This window comes from Terriglobia bacterium (assembly GCA_035712365.1).
Classification (GTDB): Bacteria; Acidobacteriota; Terriglobia; order UBA7540; family UBA7540; genus SCRD01.
Map to the genome: position 1 here is coordinate 19,680 of DASTAW010000019.1, position 18,918 is coordinate 38,597.

Consider the following 18,918-nt stretch of genomic DNA (forward strand, 5'->3'; position numbering starts at 1 on the left):
CCCGCTCGAAAAAGCTGCGCTCGAATCCGTTGGTTGACTCAAATTCTCTTCAAGTGGCAAGATATCCGGATGAGAACACCGGGGAAAATCGTCTGGTAATGGCCGAAAAGTTGACCAGACGCGATGTGCTGAGAGCCGGCGCGGGGATCTGCCTTCCCCTGCTCGCCAGCCGCATCGAATTTGCGGCCCCGGCCGCTCCGAAAACAGGTCCCATCCAGTTCCGCAACGTCGCCGCCGCCAGCGGAGTGAATTTCACGGTCCAGAACCATCCTACGCCGGAGAAACACCTGATCGAAACGATGCCAGGAGGCGTCGCGCTTTTTGACTATAACGGCGACGGCTTGCCGGACATCTTTTTCACCAACGGCGCATCGCTGCCCTCCATGAAGAAGGATGACCCCAAATACTTCAATCGCCTGTACCGTAACGACGGGGGGATGAAGTTCACCGACGTCACCCAGCAGGCGGGGCTTGAAGGCGCAGGCTATTCGATGGGCGCGGCGGCTGCCGATTACGACAATGACGGCCACACGGACCTTTTTGTCGCAGGAGTTTTCCATAACATCCTTTACCGGAACCGCGGCGACGGCACGTTTGAGGACGCCACCGAACGCGCCGGCATCAAGAGCGACAAATGGGCCGTGGGAGGCGGATGGTTTGATTACGACAATGATGGCTGGCTCGATCTGTTTGTGGTCAATTATTCAAAGTTCTCGCTCGAAAACAGCCGCTTTTGCGGGGACCGCGCCCGCAACCTGAGAACATACTGCCATCCAAAATATTTTGAAGGACTCACCTGCACACTTTACCGGAACCGCCATGACGGCACCTTCGAGGACACCACGGTCCAGGCCGGCTTCGGGAAGCACGTCGGGCGCGGAATGGCTGTCGCCTTTGCAGATTATGACAATGACGGCCACATCGACCTCTACGTTACCAACGACAATATGCCCAACTTCCTTTATCACAATCGCGGCAATGGCACCTTCGAGGAAGTGGGACTTTTTGCCGGCGCCGCGCTGCTCAACAACGGCGAGCCTGTTTCCAACATGGGGGTCGATTTCCGCGATTACAACAACGACGGCCTGCCCGATATTTTTGTCACCGATCTTTCCAACGAAACCTATCCGCTGTTTCGCAACATGGGCAAGGGCATGTTCGAAGACGCAACCTACAGCAGCGGGCTCAGCGTGTTGTCGGCCCCGCGCAGCGGCTGGGGCCTTGGCGTTTTCGACTTTAATAACGATGGCCTGAAGGACCTCTTCACGGCCAATTCCCACGTGGACAACAACGTCGAACTCTTTGAGGCAACCACTTACAAGCAGCCGAACAGCATTTTTGCCAACCTCGGGAACGGCGCGTTTGCCGATCTTTCGCGCGAGGCCGGAAAAGATTTTCAGGTGGCGCAGGCGCATCGCGGCGCGGCCTTCGCAGACCTGAACAGGGACGGCAGGATCGATGTGGTGACGTCCTCTCTCGAAGGACCCGCGGAGGTGTGGGAAAACATCAGCCCCGGCGACAATCACTGGCTGGTGCTGGACCTGGTGGGCCACAAGAGCAACCGCGACGGCATTGGAGCGCGCGTCCGCATCGGGAGCCAGCACAATAGCATGACCAGCGCCGTCGGCTACGCATCATCCAGCCACTTCGGCGTGCATTTCGGGCTGGGGGAAGCCGCGGTGGTGGATGAGATTGAAATTCGGTGGCCAAGCGGAATCGTTCAACGCCTCACGGGTATCAAGGCCAACCAGTTCCTGAAAGTGGACGAACCGTCTGGGTAGGATTGTGTGGCACACCGGACGACCGTACTCATCGGCCTATTTTAGCCCGGTCCGGGTGCAGTGATCTGGACTTCCTGCTGCAGGGTCTGTTGCTCGGCCTGCCGGGCGTTGTGAATCTGCTGGTATTGCTGAAGCATCGCCCGGGCCAGCTCCGACTGGCCGCTCGACTGGTAAGCGCGCGCAAGCTGGTAATGAATGCTGCCGTCCCTGTCAATCGGCAGGGCCGCCCTGAGATGCGGAATGGCCTGTTTCGGGTCGCCCATGGCCAGGTAGGCCTGCGCCAGCGAACTTTGCGTCGGCAGTGATTGGGGATCCATCCGCAATGATATTTCCAGGTAGTGTGCGGCGTCCCTGGGCTGCTTGAGGCTAAGAAGCGTGAAGCCATAAAGGTAATTTAACTCCGGGGATTGTGATCGCTCCTTTAGCAGAGTCTCCAGCAACTGCCTGGCCTCGGTGAAATTCTGTACCTGGAAAAGCGCAAGCACCAGTTGCGTTCCAATATCAGCGTCCTTCCCGGAGAGCTCATAAGCTTTTTGCCATTCCTGAACGGCCCCTGCAGATTGGTTTTCATCGGTTTTGATCTTGGCCAGCAGTTCGTGGAGTTGAGGAGAAGGCGGAAGCCGCCCCAGGTGGCCCAGGGCGTCAACCGCAAGTTTCTGGTAGGCCCTGGTCTTCCAGTAGTAAACCTCCGGCGCGTTGCCTGCCAGCCCGGCCAGTTCCCGATAATTCCCGGCGCGGAAAGCGCACTCGTTTTTTTCGACGGCGCAGTTCGGCTTGCCCAGGTTTTCTTCGCGCCGTTGTTCAGTCTTCGCCCAGTCAGGGTGACCTGATTTCTCATAAACTTCCGCAAGGGAGGCGTGGACGCCCCGCAGCCTGGGGTCCTTGGAGATTGCCTGGCGATATAAATAGAAGGCGCTGCTCAACTGCATGGCCTTGGCGCGGGAATCAGCCACCAATGCCAGCCAGTAGCCTGAGCCGGCCGCAGCCCTTTGGAGACCGTCAAAGCTTTCCTGCGACAACTCCTGGTAGCAAGCGCCCAGCCGGTACCACACCTGCGGGTTCCTCGGGTCTGACTGAGACAATTGCTCGAACTGGGCCGCGGCTCCCTGGAACTTCTTTACCGAGAAAAGTGCTTCCGCAAGGTTGCCCCTGGAGGCCGCGTCGGAGGGGTCCGCGCGCACCGCAATTTCCAAATGCGGGATGGCCCTGGCAGGCTCTCCCAAACTCAGATAGGCGTCGCCGAGGTAGAGGTGGGCGGGCACGCTGCGAGGTTCAAGCCTTAGGGCCCTGGTAAACTCGACGACGGCTTCCTGCTCGCGACCGGCCATATGGCAGGCCACGCCAAGGTTCGTGATCAGCCCGGCGTTGCCGGGCACGGATTTCACCAGCTCGCGATAAATGGGGATGGCTTCCTCATATCGCCCGGATGCCATCAGGTCTCTGGCCTGGTTGGATTGCTCAGCCAGCTTTGCAGACTGCGAAAAGAGAGCAGGACTGAACGCTGTGAGAAAGGCGACCAGTAGCAATAAGCGTCGAATATTGCATGCCATCGCTTCAATTGTAGCAGCCGAGGTTGCCTGTAGCCAGACTCGGGTTCAAGCGAGCTGGCCGATCCATCGGGCATATCACACCGTGCGGAAAAAAACGGGCGGAGACCATTCAGTCCCCGCCCGCTGTCATCAGTGAATCAGGTTAGGCCGCAGCACGTCGCAGGGGAAGTCGATTGAATCGGCCCCTGCGGCATGCTTGCGGCAGTCAAGGTTAGAAGTCTATCTGAGCTCCCAACTGGAAGATCCTTTGTCCAAATGCGGTGGTGATCTGCCCAAAGCTCCCGCCGCAGACATCCGGACCACTCGCGGGGGTAACGATTGAGCAGCTTGTGCTCGGGTTATTCCAGTGAGGAGTGTTGGTGGAGTTCAGCATCTCAGCCCGAATCCGCAAATTAAACTTCTCGGTGAGCTTGAAGTTGCGGAAGAGACTCGCATCAAGTTGCGCCAAACCGGGGCCTCTGAACCACGAGTTGCCCCGTCCGCCGTCTCCGATTCTGACGGTCTCCACGGGGGTGAAGGCCGTCGTGTTAAACCACTGCTGTCTTGGCCCCCTCCCCTTGATCATCTGGAGGTTGCCGGCAAAGTCTGCAACCTGGCTGGTTCCTGGAGTGTTCAGATACTTGCTGGTCTGAGTCGGGTACATCGGGGAGCCGTTAACGCCCGTGATGATGCCGTTGACTGACCAGCCGCCAAGAATTGCACTGGCAGCCCCTGTGGTTGCGAACCTCTGGCCTGCACCGAAGGGCAGAGTATAGATGAACGCCATCTTCAGCACATGCGTGCGGTCGAAGGTGAGCGTGTGCCGGTTCAGCGACTGGCAGCCTTGCGGCATCAGGCTACTGGCCGGGCAGTTGAAGCGCAGGCCGTTCTCCCAGCCCTCGTCATCCATGTATCCGATCACCTTCGAGTAGGTGTAAGCGCCCTGAAGGAAGAGGCCATTGGTGACGTGGCGGTTAATCGAAACCTGCAGTGAGTTGTAGTGAGAATCGAGGTAGCCGTCAAACAGGTAGGTCCCGCTTGATTGCGGACGCCCGAAGGCGGCAAATAGCGGGGACCCTGCGGCACCAAGTCCCAGGGGAGCAGCGTCGGCATCACGTCCGTTGAATTGATGAACCAGGTGATTGCCAACGTAGCCGACGTTCAGGAGCGTGTTAAACGGAAGCTTGCGTTCCACCGTAAAGTTCCAGAACTCCACATAGCCCCTCTTGAACTCGCCCGGGGCCAGGGTTCCGATGGTGACGTTCGTGGGAGGAGTGATGATGCCGCTCGCGAACCCTGTGGGGGCCTGAATGAGCGGAACGCCCTCCGCCAAACCCGAATAACCGTTTACGGCGTTGCTCGTGGCGTTAAAGTTTGAATAGGGCAGGAACGTAGTGACGTTGCTGTTCCCGACCATCTGGTTATCTGCGCCGATCGTGTAAGGCCAGAAACCACGCAGGGGACGCTCAAGCGGCAGCGTGTCATTCGTCATCCCGAATGCGGCGCGAACCACGGTCTTATCGTTAAGCTGGTAAGCAAGTCCGAGTCGGGGAGCAAACAGCTTCTTGCTGCTGGTCACTCCAACTGGCGTGTTGCCGAGGTGCGTGTCATGATTTCCGAGCCCGCCCAGATAGAGCTGGTTGGTCGCGGTGTCATAGACCTCGAATTTACTCACGCCGTCACGGGTAATCAGTGGGAAGTACTCCCAGCGAACTCCGGCATCCACGGTGAGTTTGGGTGTCAGGCGGAAGGTATCGCCGACGTAGAGAGCTTCCTGCCAATCCTTGTTGGTGGCCTTGATGAATTGCTGGCCGTTCTGGACTTCGCTCGCCAGGCCGAGGTTGAATTCCGCAATGTTATTCCAGGGGTTTGAGGTGAAGCCGATCGCTTTGTGGCTGACATCGTAGAACTGCGTTTGAGGACCGATGCCCAGAGCGTCGGCTGCCGTATTCAGGAACGTGTTATCCGCTCCCATCAGCACATTACCACGCGGGCAGCAGACAATTTCCGGCTGCCAGTGGTTCATGTGGTTGTGAGCAGCGTCAAATCCGAACACGATTGAGTGCTTCCCTTTGATCCACGTGGCATTTTCGTCGAGAGTCAACTGCCAGTCGTTCCGCTGCACGGGTTCCCACGATTGGTCGGTGCCCAGGGTTGTGAAGCCACCGTTGAATGTGATTCCGGGCATTCCGGTGTACCTTTCGTCACCCGACGGCGTGTTGCTATTGACCAGACCAAGAACAGACTGGCCGTAGGGCTTGCCGAAGTCCTCTGTCTGGTTTTGCTCGCCCATGCGGGTAAATCCGATGTGGCCGGTCAAGACCAGATTGGACTTTGCGGTCCAGGTGTGCCCGATGGTTACGGTTTGCGCCGTGTCATCAGTAATGCCCGTGCCGCCGCCCTGCCCGGCAATGCCGTAGTCACTTCCGTCGTTCAGAAGCGCCTTCTGGAGAGTATACTTGCCCCAGATGGTCTGCCGGTCGCTGAGGTTATAGTCCACCTTGCCCGTGTAGATGTTTCGATTCCAGTTCGAGTTTCGCAGGCGAATGTCATTCGTCGCTGTGTTTGCGCCAAACGGTTGGCCCAACGTGTTATTCGGAGTGAAGGGCGCCATCAACTGCCAGAAGGCGGTTGCGCCCTGATACATCCGGCTGGCGGGGATGATGTTGCCCTGGAAAGCGCAACGGCCCTGACCGGTTGCAGTGTTTCCGGTGGCCGGGTCAAAAATCATGCCTTCCTGCAAGGGAACCAATGGCCCCGCTCCTGCGCCTGCGGCGTTGCTGGAGCAAACCATGGGCCGGGTCCCGGCGGCATTATAGAGCGGTTGACCTAAGTAGGCAGAAAAGTCTCCGCCTCGCATGTCGAGCGGAGCTATGAGGTTCGAGGCATCTGCAGCATTCTGGCGCTGGAAGAATCCGTCCCAGTTGCCGAAGAAGAACACTTTGTTCTTCATAATCGGCCCGCCAATAGCAGCGCCGTCGTTGTTCTGGATGTTCTTGGGCTTTTTCCCATTCGGTGTATGAACCAGAGCATTCTGGGCATCGAGCGCCGAGTCCGTGTGGAAGCCATAGATGTTGCCATGGAACTGGTTCGTTCCGGACTTGGTGATCACATCGGTGGCAGCTCCGGCGGTAAGACCTTTTTGCACGTTGAAGTTGGACGTCTGGACGTTGACTTCCTGAACGCTAGCCGCCGGAGGGATGATCACCATGTGGTCGGGCAGCCAGAGAAACACGTCCGTGGCTCCATCGACACGCGAGGTGTTGATATGCTGCGGCAACCCGTTGGTATTGATGGCAAGCGAGCGGTCAGGCGTGTCGGCAAGCGAATTGGGATAGCTTCCCGTTATGGCCGACAAAGAAACCACGCCCGGAGAGAGCAGTTCAACGCTCTGGAAGTTGTGGTAAATGTTCAGCGGCAGGTTCTGCACCGCGTAATTCGAGATCGTCGTGTGAACATTGGCCTCTTGCGTTTGAAGGACAGCAGCAGCGCCGGAAACCGTGACCTCTTGGGTGACAGCTCCCACGGCCAACTGGACATTTTGCTGGTTGATCGAACCCACGGTAACGTTGATGCCCGTCTGCTTGACTGGCTTGAAGCCTTGTGCTGTGGCAGTAAGTGTGTAGGTGCCGGCAGGAAGGTCAGTGAAGCGGTAATCGCCGGCAGACGCCGAAGTCGTGTTACGGGTGAAACCCGTGTTGTCGTTGACAATCGTGATTGCAGCTCCAGGCACTACCGCACCCGTCTGGTCGGAAACGGTCCCGGCTACGGAACCATAGAGGATCTGCGCATTCAGACGCTGAGCCGAGCAGAGTCCCAGAACGGATACTGCGACGAGCCATAGAGCGAGTCGAGATACAGCCCGAAATCGCATGTGAAACACCTCCATAATTTGCACGCTTGATGAGGGACCCAAAGAATGACGCAAGGTTCAGCCAGTGATTGCAACCGAGTCAGGCCTAACCACAATCAGCAGTATTACAATGTGAAAAACTCATGTGCTACCGACGGCCATAGAGTCTAACCGGAATTTGAGAAAGGTGTCAACGCTTTTTTTCAGATTTTTCAAAGGTATAATTTCAAGGTATATACTAGTTAAATAAGGCTTTGATAGTTTGAACCTACTAAATTCTCTTAGCCGCTACCGCATGAGAAAAGCAGGGGAGATGGCTGCTTTTGCGATCTACTTGGAAATAATAGCTTTATAAGAGGAGGGCTGCGAAGCGATCCTGAAGCGCCGTGGACGGACCCAAAAGTTCATCCATCGACGCTTCAGGGAAATGTAGGATGGAAACCAGCACCAGCCGTCGAACTCAGGCTTGAATCAGAAGCCGATCAATGCGGTTGCTGACGTCTCGCAAATAGGCCTCGTCGCCGCTTTCCAGTTCGCAGATCGCCGACCCGGAATAGCCAATATCAATCAGCGCCTGCCGAACGGCCGGCCACATGACCTGGCCGTCCCCGAGATTGACCCACTCATAGCAGCTATGCTCAAGCTTGAAGTCTTTCAGGTGGAGCTTGACGATCTGCTTCCCTAGAGTGTGGATCCAGTCCTGAGGATAGCCATAAAGGACCACGTTGCCTACATCGAACCAGGCCCTTATCCATGGACTGTGAAATTCGTTGATGTAAGTCCTCATCTCGAGCGGGCTCAATAGGAACTTGTTCCAGACTTCTTCGATGGCGATCACGACTTTCAATTCTTCGGCAAGTGGAATCAGCTTTCGAATTTCTTTCTGCGATCGCACCCAGGCATCGTGATAGCTGGTTTGAGGATTCACTACCGCGGGCACCAACAGTACGGCGTCAGATCCCCACAGCTTTGCGTTGTGCAAAGAGGTCCGCATCCCATCCATGCTTTTCGCCACAACGGAAGGATCGGAAGAAGAAAGCGGATAACGCCAATGGGCCATGTTCATCACCGAGTCAATCCGCACACCCGCCGCGTCGGACGCCTTCTTGAGTTCTTCCGCCTCGTTTTGGTCCGGCGTGGTCGGCGCCTGCACCACCTTGAAACCCGTGTCACGCGCCAGCTTGAAGCGGTCTGCGACGCTCATGCCTTTGGGGAGCATGGTGTAGACCATCCCCTTGTCGAGTGACAGTTTACCGCCGCCCTGGGCTGGCGTTGCGCCGAGTGAGGCCGGCAGCGCGCCAACAGCGGCCGTACCCGCGACTGCCAGCTTCAGAAACTCCCGCCTCGATGTTTCATTGTTCATCGGTTTTCCCTCTCCGCCGTTTCTCAGGCAAACTGCGTCAGGTCAATATCGACGGCCCACTTCTCGCCCGAATTGGCCATTTGTTCGTAACTGACCTCCTCGCCAGTATAGGCCGCGCGGCGGCCCATCATGCAGCTCAGGGCTGATTCCACGCCCTGCTGCGCCTGGTTGTGGAACTGGTTGTTCAGAATGCTTTCCACGAAGGATTTCTTCTTCTCCGGGTCCGCCTGGTCAAGATTGCCATGGAACACTCCGGCGGCGGAGAATTTCCCTCCGCCCGCCTCAGAAGACGCTTCTCCATATTTCCAGGCGTTCTCGCCGTAAATGGCCACCGGCCCGTTATAATGCGTTTCGGAAACGCCCTTGGTGCCGAAGAACTGCCATCCCACATCCCACCAGCCCTTGTTGAACTGTGTAGAACCAAACGTCATGCTCACGCGGTTGGGATATTCAAAAACGACGCTGTAATTGTTATAGCAATCGCCAGGGTCAGGCCTGTGGAGCTTACTGCCCGAAGCTGAGGCCTTGATGGGGTGCCCCTGCAGGACCCAATTGCAGACGTCAATCACGTGAATGTTCTGTTCAACAATGATATCGCCCGACAGGGTGCGGTAGTGGACCCAGTTGCGCAGCCGATGTTCATCCGGCGACGCGCCCGGCCAGGAGGGCCGGTCAATGTAGCCTGAAAAATAATGTCCAGCCCCGGACACAATATCGCCCAGGGCGCCGGAGTGAATCCGCTTGACCTGCTCCACATACGGCGGAGCGTTCCGGAGCTGGAATCCAACCTCCAGGCTCAATCGTCCTTCCGCCCTCCTTCCGGAATCCAGGACAGAGATGCAACCGGCAGGGTCCACGGCAACCGGCTTTTCGCAATAAACGTGCTTGCCCGCCGTCACCACTTCTGCCAGATGCTGGGGATGGAAGAAGGGAGGCGTTGTAATAATCACGACATCCACATCTTTCGAGTTGGCGATCTGCTGATATGCCATTGGCCCCTTAAACATTAACTTGCGGTCGATTGCCGCATAGCCTTTGGACTGCTGAAATTTGTCGAAATGCGCCTTCGCTTTGTCCAACTGGTCCTGGAAGATATCGGCCAGGGCCACCAGGCGGGCCTTGCCAGTTTCGATCGTGTATTGGGCGTCCGCAGTCCCGCGACCGCCGCAGCCCAGCAGGCCAACCCGAAGCGTCGAGTTTGCCTCCGTCCCGCGCACCAACTGTGGCGCCATGATCATAAAGCTCGCAGCGGCTGCAGCCGTGCCCATAAATTCCCTTCTTCCTACTTTCTTGCCAGAATCTTCGCTCACGTTCATTCCCTCCTTAATAAATTCCTTGCCTGTGCAGCGTCTCGAACCCTCTCTTAGGACTCGATCAGCTTTTTCAAATAGTCCCTCTCCTGCTTTACGTCTTCCATTTGCTGAGGGCCTGAAATCTCCCGCTCGATCGTGATGGGACCCTGATAATTCAGTTCCTTCAGCTTTGCGATGATCTTCGGGAAATCGACCTTCCCATGCGGGATGGCGACCTCTTTCCCCAAGTCGCGTGGGTTGGTGGGATACAATCCATCCTTAGCATGCGTGTTTTTCACGTAGGGACCGATGACGTCCAGAGCGTCCAGCGGGTTCGCCTTGCCATACAGGATCAGGTTTGCTGTATCCAGGTTCACGCCCTGGTTGCTGAGATCGCCGTCCAGCCCGATGTCCTTCATTGCCCGCAGCAGCGCAATGGGGGTTTCTGTACCCGTTTCGTACAGGAAATCCTGCCCGTTCCGCTTGCAGTGGCTGACCACATCCTTGAGCGCCTCGATGGATTCCCAATATAACTCAACGTTGGGGTCCTCAGGGATAAACCCCGCATGAATGCGAATGGCGGGCACATTCAGCTTCTTGACCTGGTCCGAATACTTCTTCAACTTCTCCAGGCGCTGTCCACGGTAAGTGCGCGGAATCAGGCCCAGAGTAAGAGGCCCATCGTAGAAATTGTAAATGTAAGGCCCCGGCCCGTCCGTCCCCATCGCCGTCACCACAATATTGTACTTGTTGAGCGCTTCGCCCAGCCGCTCGATCATCTCATCGCTCAGAAGGTCCGAATCGATCTGGCAGGTGTGCATGTCGAGGCTGTGGACCTTGGCCATCGCCGCTTCCGGATCATTCCCAATCCCGGTCATAATCCCCAGCGCGAAAGGTTCAAATTTGCGTGGCGGAGGGGGCGCCGGCGCCGCGGAACCCGCGGGCATTGGCAAAGCTCCTGCTGCGGCCAGGGCCTTCTCAGCACCGCCCAATCCGGCCGCCGTCATGGCGGCTGCCGTCGATAGTTTCAGAAAATCCCTGCGATTGTTCTTTGTCATTCCTGTGTCCTTTTGTGTTATTAAAATCTCTGTTCCAGAGAATCGTACCGCATCCAGCGGGACCCTTTCGGTTAGGGAAGCGTCCGGATTTCAATATCCTTAAACCGGATTTTGAATCCGTGCATGCCAGTGTGAATCTGCAAACCGATTTGCCCGTCTGTGTACTTTGCCGGCTCATACGTATAATCCACAATTTTCACACCGTTCAGGCGGGTCACAATGTGGTTTCCTTCAACGAGAGTGTCCATGCTGTTCCATTGGCCAACCGGCTTAATCGCCTTTTCGCCTTCATCCGTGGGAAGGGCCACCCAGCCGCGCCCGCCGCTCTCGTAGATTCCGCCGGTGTGACGCGCGGGATCGATCTCCGCCTGAAGGCCCTCGATATCCGGTCCAGATTTGGGGTTCTCGCCCGTAATCTTCGAGTGGAAGAAGAGCCCACTGTTCCCTTCCGATGTGCAATTAAATTTCAGTCTGATCTCGAAGTTCTTGTAGTCTTTCCTGGTCATCAGGTAGCCGTACTTATCGGTGACGCTTTCGCCCAAAATCGTTCCATGATCGGCTACCCATCTCTCCGTCCCAAATGCTTGCCAGCCGTCCAAATTCTTCCCGTTAAATAGCGGCGTCCACTTGCCCGCGCTCTGGGGGGCGGCGTAGGTCCTTACTCCCCAAGCCGTGCCCAGCATGCACGCCAGTACTAATCCGCATCCAATCACACGTGTTCGCTTCATCTTTTTGATGACCTCTGGTTAGCGTTACCTGCAAAATCAACCTGCAAACCTATCACAACCATTATTCTTAAGGGAAGAATTTCTTGAGTTTGGTTCCGGTTTTTTTCGATACGAGAACGATCTCATGCCCGACGCGGTCCGCAGGGAGCACCAAAGTCGCACCCTTCACAAAGCCCGTCGTTTTTCGCGGAACCCCTTTGCGTCAAGGATAGTCCAAGCAAATCCAAGCTAATGAAAATCGTGCGAAGGTGAAATAACGCTGCTTAGCTGAAGGCCGTTTGAAGAATATGGAGAACGTCGTTTGGGTTAAAGCGGAAAGCACGATGGAGAGCGAGACCCCAAGCGGACCCAGAGAAATGCGGCAGTAGGCCATGAGAGGCTCTCTGCGCAGCCAGGGCGGCTGCATCTGGGTTGGGCGCCACTGCGATTCGCGCTTCCAAACCTGTCCGGACGCAAGGTTAGGCGGTCTCGGCGGTCTGCTCTATGGCGGTGGCTTTTGGAGTCATCTGCCGGACCTCCAGAGGATATCCTTTCCCCTTCCAGGCTGGCAGCCCTCCGGCCAGCGGACGCACGCGCGTAATACCGCGGCGCTTCAGCATCAGCGCCACACGGGCGCTGGTCGCCTCGTTCGGTCAAGTGCAGTAAAGGATAATCTCACGGTCGGTAGGGATTTCCCGGTAGCGCTTCTCAAGTTCCTCTGACGGCAGCGCATAAGCACCTGGAATCGAGTTCGGATCGGCCTCAAAGTCCATCGAGTGCCGCAGATCGACAACCGCGACATCCTCGCCGGCATCAATTCTTTGTTTCAATTCTTCCGGAGTAATGCGGCGCACCCGCAGCGTGCGGAGGAACCGCTGCCGCTGAAAGTATTTCCAGGCGATGTAGAGGAACAGGCTACCCGCCGCCAGCACCAGAAGCCCCGCGCCGAGTCCCAGCGCAATTTGCGCCACCTTCTCCAGTTGATGGCTGAACGCGTAGCCAAAAAAGATAAACACGCCGTTATAAAACAGGGCGCCTGCCCCGTCGAAAACCAGGAAGCGTGTAAAGCGCATTCCAAACATGCCGGCGAGCGGAGGCGCTGCCGTGCTGAGCCCGGGAACAAATTTCGCTATCATCAGGGCTTTGGCGCCACTCCGGGCAAACCGGTTTTCCGTATTTCTGATGCAGGAATCCGGCTCCAGAGAAATTCTGCAAAGGAGGTTCAGAACTTTTGCGCCCCGGTACTTGCCAAGCTCATACCAGATCACGTCCGCCAGGAGCGCCCCTAATGTGGGGAAAAGGACCACCAGGCCAAGCTTCAAGTCCCCGCTGCCAGCCAGGGCCCCGGCGGCCAGCAGTCCGGCCATGGACGGGACCGGCAGCCCCATCTGCTCGGCAAACACCCAGGCGACGAGCACCACGTAACCGTGGTGCAGAAGAAATCGAATCGTCTCATCCATTCGGGAACACTTTCCAGGCCCTTAACAGCGATGTATAAAACTATTCTCTCCCACTTTCAGCGTGAAGAACAGGCAGTTGATGCTTGACCCCCGCCCGACATGGCGCAGCTTCTTTTTGGATGAAGCTGCCAGGCATCAGGGTACAACTTTGTTTCGCGGATGAGAACCTTGGAGGAAGATCAGGACTCATGTATCCTGTTGGGCGATGTCGAAAGCAGCAAAAAGCCGATTTAAAGTAGGCTTGGTCCAGATGGCGTGCGGCGCCGACCCCGGCAAGAACCTTCGTCGGGCCATCAAGGGCATCCATGAGGCGGCCAAGAAGGGCGCGGCTGTCGTCTGCCTTCCGGAGCTCTTTGCTTCCAACTATTTTTGCCAGCGCGAAGATGCAAGCGTCTTTGACCTGGCCGAACCCATCCCCGGCCCCATCACCACGGCCCTCGGTCCGGTGGCGCGGAAAGCCCGCCTGGCAGTGGTCGCTCCCATTTTTGAGCGCCGGGCGGCCGGCGTTTATCACAACAGCGTGGCTGTCATCGGCAGCGACGGCAGAGTCGCCGGGATTTATCGCAAGATGCACATCCCCGACGATCCCGGCTACTACGAGAAGTTCTATTTCACGCCTGGCGATCTGGGATTCCGCGCTATCAATACCAACGTGGGTCCGGTCGCGCCACTCATCTGCTGGGACCAATGGTTTCCTGAAGCTGCGCGTCTGGTGGCGCTCGAAGGAGCCAACGTCATCTTCTATCCCACCGCCATCGGCTGGCATCCCCACGAGAAGGAGCGCTACGGCGCGGCCCAACTCGATGCCTGGAAAACCATCCAGCGCGGCCACGCCATTGCCAACGGTGTGTACGTGGCAGTGGCGAATCGCATCGGGCATGAGAACACCGGCGAGGGCGCGGGCATCGAATTCTGGGGATCCTCGTTTGTCGCTGACCCCCAAGGGGTCGTGGTCGCCGAAGGTTCGCCGGACCGGGAAGAAGTCCTCGTCGCCGAAGTCGATCTCAAGCACCTTGAGGACGTTCGCCGCAACTGGCCCTTTCTCCGCGACCGCCGCATTGACGCCTACCACGGCATCGGCCACAGGTTTCTCGGGAAGCCGGGAAGGGGCAAAACAAAATAGTGACCGCCACGCCCCAATCGCTCGGATATCGTCTTCCCGCGGAATGGGAGCCTCACGAGGCCACCTGGATCGGCTGGCCACATAATGTTACGGACTGGCCGGGGCGGTTCACGCCCATTCCGTGGGTCTACAGTGAGATCGTCCGCAAACTCACGCCCGGAGAAATTGTTCGCATCCTGGTCCGATCGAAGGTCCACGAATCACACGCCCGGAAGGTCCTCCTGCGCGCGGGCGCCGATCTCGCCTGCGTGGAATTTTTCCGCTTCCCCACAGATCGCGGCTGGACACGAGATTTCGGTCCTATTTTCCTGAAGAAAACCGCACCGCGTGGAGAGATCGCAATCGTCCGTTTCCGCTTCAACGCCTGGGCCAAATATCCCGACTGGCGCAAAGATGATGCCATACCCGGCCGCGTGGCCCGCGCGCTCAAGCTGCCCCTGATTCAGGCCGGCATCGCGGGCCGTGACTTTGTGCTGGAAGGCGGCGCCATCGACGTCAACGGCCAGGGCACCCTTTTGACCACGGAAGAGTGCCTGCTCGATCCGGAGGTTCAGGTGCGGAATCCCGGCCTCGGCAAAGGCGGAATTGAGGCCGCCCTGCGACAGAATCTGGGCGTGCAGAACATTCTGTGGCTCGGGCGCGGCATCGCGGGTGACGACACTCACGGCCACGTGGACGATGTGTGCCGCTTTGTCAATGCGAAGACGGTTGTTCTCTGCTGCGAGGAAAATCCCGCCGACCCCAATAACGCCGTGCTGCAGGAAAATCGCGAGCGGCTGGAAGGAATGCGCCTGGAGGATGGCAGCAGGATCGAGGTGGTTGCGCTTCCCATGCCCGCCCCGCTCCACTTCGAAGGCCAGCGCCTGCCGGCAAGCTACGCAAATTTTTATATTGCCAATGCGGCGGTGCTGGCGCCCACCTTTAACGATCCGAAGGACCGCATCGCCCTCGGAACGCTGGCCGAACTGTTCACGGACCGGCCGGTGATCGGCATCCACTCCGTCGATCTGGTCTGGGGCCTCGGGACCCTTCACTGCCTCACCCAGCAGCAGCCGGCTGTGGATTGAGCCGTAGCCGCCTTCGTGTCCTCTGTGGCCCGCGGAGCGTTTCCCGTCAATGCCGGGAAGTATCTCTTTGCGCTCTGCATTAAGGATTGGGGGGTCAGAAGTGCGCAGGGCCTGCCGTGAATGCGGCGGCGCTCACGCTTTACCTTCACCCCCGCAGCCGCTCTCTAATCTGCTGCACCAGCTTCCCAACATCGAGCGGGCGGTAGAAAACCCTTTCAAAGCCCCTGCCGTCGAGCGATTCGGCTTCAGCGCTGCCGTGCCCAGCCAGGACCCAGATCGGGGCCAGTTTCGCCCATCGCGAGAGCAACACGGCATCTTCCGCCGGATGCGCGCTCTCGAACAGGTCCGCTACCACCAGCGCAGGCATCGTTTTGCTGGCCCATGGGAGACGGACCACTTCTTGCACGGCTTCGCAAGCTTCCACCTCAAAGCCTTCTTCAATCAACTGGGCGCGCAGCAGCGCCCGCGAGGTCCAGTCGCTTCCACTGATCAGAATCTTCGCCATAATGGCTCTCAGTATAGCTTCAGCAATGGGCAGGGTTTTCGTCTCGCTCATTCCCGGCCCTCGGCGCTTCCTGGCGGGATGGCGCGTGAGCACAGGCGGCTGCTGGCCGGAGGATTCGATTTCGAGTTTCGCGATTTTGAACCGCCTTCGCCACGTGCTCCATTAATCCTAGCGTAGATGTCTCATCGTAAACTTTGTTTTTGGCTACATTCGTATACCCAATCCCTGCAGTAATTTCCCATAGGGTGTATACTAGTAGTGCGTGCTGAGTGTTTGATGAAAGTAAACGTCTTATTTTTCGGATTCATACACGATTTAACGGGGCTTCGGGAAGAGCAGGTGGAACTTGGAGAGGGTGAAACGCTCCAGGGGCTGCGTCGCCTTTACGAAAATCGGTTCCCGCGCATAGGCGAACTGGCCGGCTCTCTTCTTTTCGCGGTTAACCAGCAGATCGCAGGGCCCCTGGCGGTGCTGCACGAAGGCGACGAAGTTGCTTTCATGCCTCCGGTCAGCGGCGGGATGGACGATAGTTGCTATCGCATCACCGGCGAAAAAATCTCAACCTCCGACTTCGCAAACTCACTCCACAGCCCTTCCGACGGCGCGGTGGTCACTTTTGAGGGCATTGTCCGCAACCATTCAAACCGGCGAAATACTCTTTATCTGGAGTACGAAGCTTACGAGCCGATGGCCGTCCGCAAAATGCAGGAGATTGGGTCGGAAGCCAGGCAGAAATTCAACATCCACTCCATCGGCATCGTCCATCGCACAGGAAAGCTGGAAATCGGCGAAACGAGCGTCGCCATCGTGGTGACGGCGGCGCATCGGCGGCCGGCGTTCGAAGCCTGCCAGTACCTCATTGACCGCCTGAAAATAGTAGTGCCGGTATGGAAAAAGGAGTATTTTGAAGACGGCTCGGTATGGGCAGAGGGCGAGGGACAGACCCGCGTGCTGGCAGGGGCACGAGGCTGACGGAGCGCCGATATTCCTGCTGTTTTCTGATACGAGAGGATTGGCTTTAAATCGAAGGTCTCACTCATTATGGATAATTACCTCGACGTTGCACTCGAAATCGCCCGCGAATCGGGCGCGTTGCTCGCTCAACTTGCCGGCCAGCCGCACGAGATCTCTTACAAACGCAAGTCAGACATCGTGACGGAGGCCGACCGGCGTTCCGAGGCCATGATTCTCGAGCGCCTTCGGGGCCACTTTCCGGGCCACTCGATCGTCGCAGAGGAAAGCGGCGGCAAGGACACCGGCTCTGAATACTGCTGGTACGTTGATCCGCTGGACGGCACAACCAATTTTGCCCACGGGTTCCCGGTTTATTGCGTCACCCTGGCGCTGGCTTACCGCGATGAAGTGATTGCCGGCGTAGTTTACGATCCGAACCGCGAAGAGATGTTTGCGGCCGAGCGCGGCGCCGGCGCCACGCTGAACGGCAGGCGGATAACGGTTTCGCACACTGCAGATCTTGCTGAAAGCCTCCTGGGCACGGGCTTTCCGCCCTTCGCTTCCAATCACGATCTGAACATTCAATTGTTCTTCAGGCTCACCCAGCTTTCTCACGGAATTCGACGGGCGGGCGCCGCGGCGCTGGACCTGTGCTCGGTGGCTGCGGGACGCTTTGAAGGTTTTTGGGAGCTGAAACTGAATCCCTGGGACAAGGCGGCCGGTTCTTTACTGGTTGCCGAAGCTGGCGGCCGGGTCAGCGATCTCTCGGGCGGCCCTTTCTCGTTGCATCGGGACGAGATTTGCGCGTCGAACGGGTTGGTCCATGAGGGCTTGTTGGAAGTATTTTCGGAGGTCCTGGAAGAGCACGGAAATGTCAAGTGCAGCCAGGGCTGATTTTTGCTGGGGCCTTTGAGGCCTTTGATTAATTGGTAGTAACTCAGATGAATTCTCGCATGGGCTTCTTGCTCCCGCCTGGGCGGGGCCAGGATGGCCGTGCCACGGAACGAAACTAGGTCATCACCGATTAATTGCGTCGGGAAGCATTATGAGAACACACCTGGTATCAAGGCGTCTGGCAAGGCGCCGCCGAGGGATCATCACGCTCTCGCTCTCGGACCACCCACCACTTTCCCCGCCGCCGGCTTCGCCCGATCCGGAAATCACAGAGATAGACATCCACGTCCGCCGGCTTGGCGCAGGCTATGACGGTCTGAAGATTGTTCAGCTCACCGACATCCACCACAGCCTCTATACGCCCCTTGAAGACGTCGAACGCGCTGTGAGAATGGCCAATCAGCTCCAGCCCGACCTGATCGCGCTCACCGGAGATTATGTGACGTTTTCTCCCCATTACATCCGGCCGGTTGCCCAGGTGCTGGGGCAACTGCGGGCCAGGCTCGGAGTTTTCGCCGTTCTTGGCAATCACGACTTTCAGGTAGACGCCGACGAAATGACCAGGGCCCTCGAAGCCCAGCACATCCACGTCTTGCGCAACTCCCACTTTGCGCTCGCCTCCCGGCGCGACCGCCTCTGGATGCTCGGCGTTGACGACCACTGGTGGAGCGCCGACGACCTCGAGGCCGCCATGCGGCACGTCCCGCCGCACGATCCCAAAATCCTGCTGTGCCACAATCCGGTCGGAATTCACATGGCCGCGGAACAACACATCGACCTGGTCCTTTCCGGCCATACTCACGGCGGACAGGTCCGTTTGCCCGTGGTGGGCGGCCTTTATACCAGGTCCAAACTGGGCAAGAGATTCATCGCCGGATGGAACCGGCTGGACGGCACGCAAATCTACGTCAGCCGCGGGATCGGCAAGGTGCTGGTTCCCCTCAGGGTCAACTGCCCTCCGGAAATCGCCTGCCTCAACCTGCGCGCCGGCAATCCCACAAGAACGCACGAGGTATCCTGATTCAGGCTTGTTTTGCAGGTCCGTGCTTCGGCCCTGCAATGGCGGCAGGCCAGACGGCTGTCTTGCTTGACATGGCCGCCTGACGCTTTCTATAATTTTTTGGTAAGTTGAGCGTGTCCGATTAAAAGCGGGAATAACTCAGTGGTAGAGTGCGACCTTGCCAAGGTCGAAGTCGCGGGTTCGAATCCCGTTTCCCGCTCCAATCTTCCGGCGCGGTACCCAAGTGGTAAGGGAGAGGTCTGCAAAACCTTTATGCGGGAGTTCGATTCTCCCCCGCGCCTCCAGATTTTTCGAGGCATTGAAGGCCGTAT

Annotated in this window: 15 protein-coding genes and 2 tRNA genes; 8 read left to right on the forward strand and 9 right to left on the reverse strand. The window is 57.8% G+C overall.

The genetic code is table 11. The features are described from left to right. Positions 1–98 precede the first annotated feature (98 nt). Positions 99–1,781, forward strand: a complete 1,683-nt coding sequence (locus VFQ24_05120) for a CRTAC1 family protein (protein ID HET9177723.1) — start codon at positions 99–101, stop codon at positions 1,779–1,781. Between the two features lie 41 nt (positions 1,782–1,822). Here VFQ24_05120 and VFQ24_05125 read toward each other — a convergent pair whose 3' ends face one another. The 8 genes from VFQ24_05125 to VFQ24_05160 form a co-directional block, all read right to left on the reverse strand. After that, positions 1,823–3,331 carry a tetratricopeptide repeat protein gene (locus VFQ24_05125; protein ID HET9177724.1) on the reverse strand — a complete coding sequence of 503 codons (1,509 nt, stop codon included), beginning with the start codon at positions 3,329–3,331 and terminating at the stop codon, positions 1,823–1,825. 211 nt (positions 3,332–3,542) lie between these two features. Continuing rightward, positions 3,543–7,184: a TonB-dependent receptor gene (locus tag VFQ24_05130; GenBank protein HET9177725.1), complete on the reverse strand. Its 3,642-nt coding sequence runs from the start codon at positions 7,182–7,184 to the stop codon at positions 3,543–3,545. A gap of 439 nt (positions 7,185–7,623) precedes the next feature. Then, on the reverse strand, positions 7,624–8,526 hold the full coding sequence (locus VFQ24_05135; GenBank protein ID HET9177726.1) for a sugar phosphate isomerase/epimerase family protein: 903 nt from the start codon (positions 8,524–8,526) through the stop codon (positions 7,624–7,626). Positions 8,527–8,549: 23 nt separating this feature from the next. Beyond that, positions 8,550–9,836, reverse strand: coding sequence for a Gfo/Idh/MocA family oxidoreductase (locus VFQ24_05140; GenBank protein ID HET9177727.1), 1,287 nt, complete (start codon positions 9,834–9,836; stop codon positions 8,550–8,552). 53 nt (positions 9,837–9,889) lie between these two features. Beyond that, complete coding sequence (locus VFQ24_05145; protein HET9177728.1) at positions 9,890–10,876, reverse strand: sugar phosphate isomerase/epimerase family protein; 987 nt, start codon at positions 10,874–10,876, stop codon at positions 9,890–9,892. A gap of 71 nt (positions 10,877–10,947) precedes the next feature. Further along, positions 10,948–11,604, reverse strand: coding sequence for a DUF1080 domain-containing protein (locus VFQ24_05150; GenBank protein ID HET9177729.1), 657 nt, complete (start codon positions 11,602–11,604; stop codon positions 10,948–10,950). A 458-nt stretch (positions 11,605–12,062) separates the two neighbouring features. Beyond that, positions 12,063–12,203, reverse strand: a complete 141-nt coding sequence (locus tag VFQ24_05155) for a hypothetical protein (GenBank protein ID HET9177730.1) — start codon at positions 12,201–12,203, stop codon at positions 12,063–12,065. Between the two features lie 33 nt (positions 12,204–12,236). Then, a complete protein-coding gene (locus VFQ24_05160; GenBank protein ID HET9177731.1) occupies positions 12,237–13,043 on the reverse strand; it encodes a VTT domain-containing protein in 807 nt (268 codons plus the stop codon). Positions 13,044–13,248: 205 nt separating this feature from the next. Here VFQ24_05160 and VFQ24_05165 point away from each other — a divergent pair, with 205 nt between their 5' ends. Both VFQ24_05165 and VFQ24_05170 read left to right on the forward strand, forming a co-directional pair. Further along, on the forward strand, positions 13,249–14,166 hold the full coding sequence (locus tag VFQ24_05165) for a carbon-nitrogen hydrolase (GenBank protein ID HET9177732.1): 918 nt from the start codon (positions 13,249–13,251) through the stop codon (positions 14,164–14,166). Further along, complete coding sequence (locus VFQ24_05170; protein HET9177733.1) at positions 14,166–15,233, forward strand: agmatine deiminase family protein; 1,068 nt, start codon at positions 14,166–14,168, stop codon at positions 15,231–15,233. Before VFQ24_05165 ends, VFQ24_05170 begins: the two co-directional genes overlap by 1 nt. A 145-nt stretch (positions 15,234–15,378) precedes the next feature. On the opposite strand, the gene VFQ24_05175 is transcribed toward VFQ24_05170, so the two are convergent. Beyond that, on the reverse strand, positions 15,379–15,789 hold the full coding sequence (locus VFQ24_05175) for a hypothetical protein (protein ID HET9177734.1): 411 nt from the start codon (positions 15,787–15,789) through the stop codon (positions 15,379–15,381). 225 nt (positions 15,790–16,014) lie between these two features. Between VFQ24_05175 and VFQ24_05180 the strand changes: the two genes are divergently transcribed. The 5 genes from VFQ24_05180 to VFQ24_05200 all read left to right on the forward strand — a co-directional run bounded on the left by VFQ24_05180 (position 16,015) and on the right by VFQ24_05200 (position 18,891). After that, complete coding sequence (locus tag VFQ24_05180) at positions 16,015–16,710, forward strand: molybdenum cofactor biosynthesis protein MoaE (protein HET9177735.1); 696 nt, start codon at positions 16,015–16,017, stop codon at positions 16,708–16,710. 69 nt (positions 16,711–16,779) lie between these two features. Next, positions 16,780–17,586 carry an inositol monophosphatase family protein gene (locus tag VFQ24_05185; GenBank protein ID HET9177736.1) on the forward strand — a complete coding sequence of 269 codons (807 nt, stop codon included), beginning with the start codon at positions 16,780–16,782 and terminating at the stop codon, positions 17,584–17,586. A gap of 151 nt (positions 17,587–17,737) precedes the next feature. Further along, positions 17,738–18,607, forward strand: a complete 870-nt coding sequence (locus tag VFQ24_05190; protein HET9177737.1) for a metallophosphoesterase — start codon at positions 17,738–17,740, stop codon at positions 18,605–18,607. Positions 18,608–18,734: 127 nt separating this feature from the next. After that, positions 18,735–18,809 (forward strand) — tRNA-Gly (locus VFQ24_05195). 7 nt (positions 18,810–18,816) lie between these two features. Beyond that, positions 18,817–18,891: transfer RNA gene (locus VFQ24_05200), tRNA-Cys, on the forward strand. The last annotated feature ends 27 nt before the right edge of the window (positions 18,892–18,918 follow it).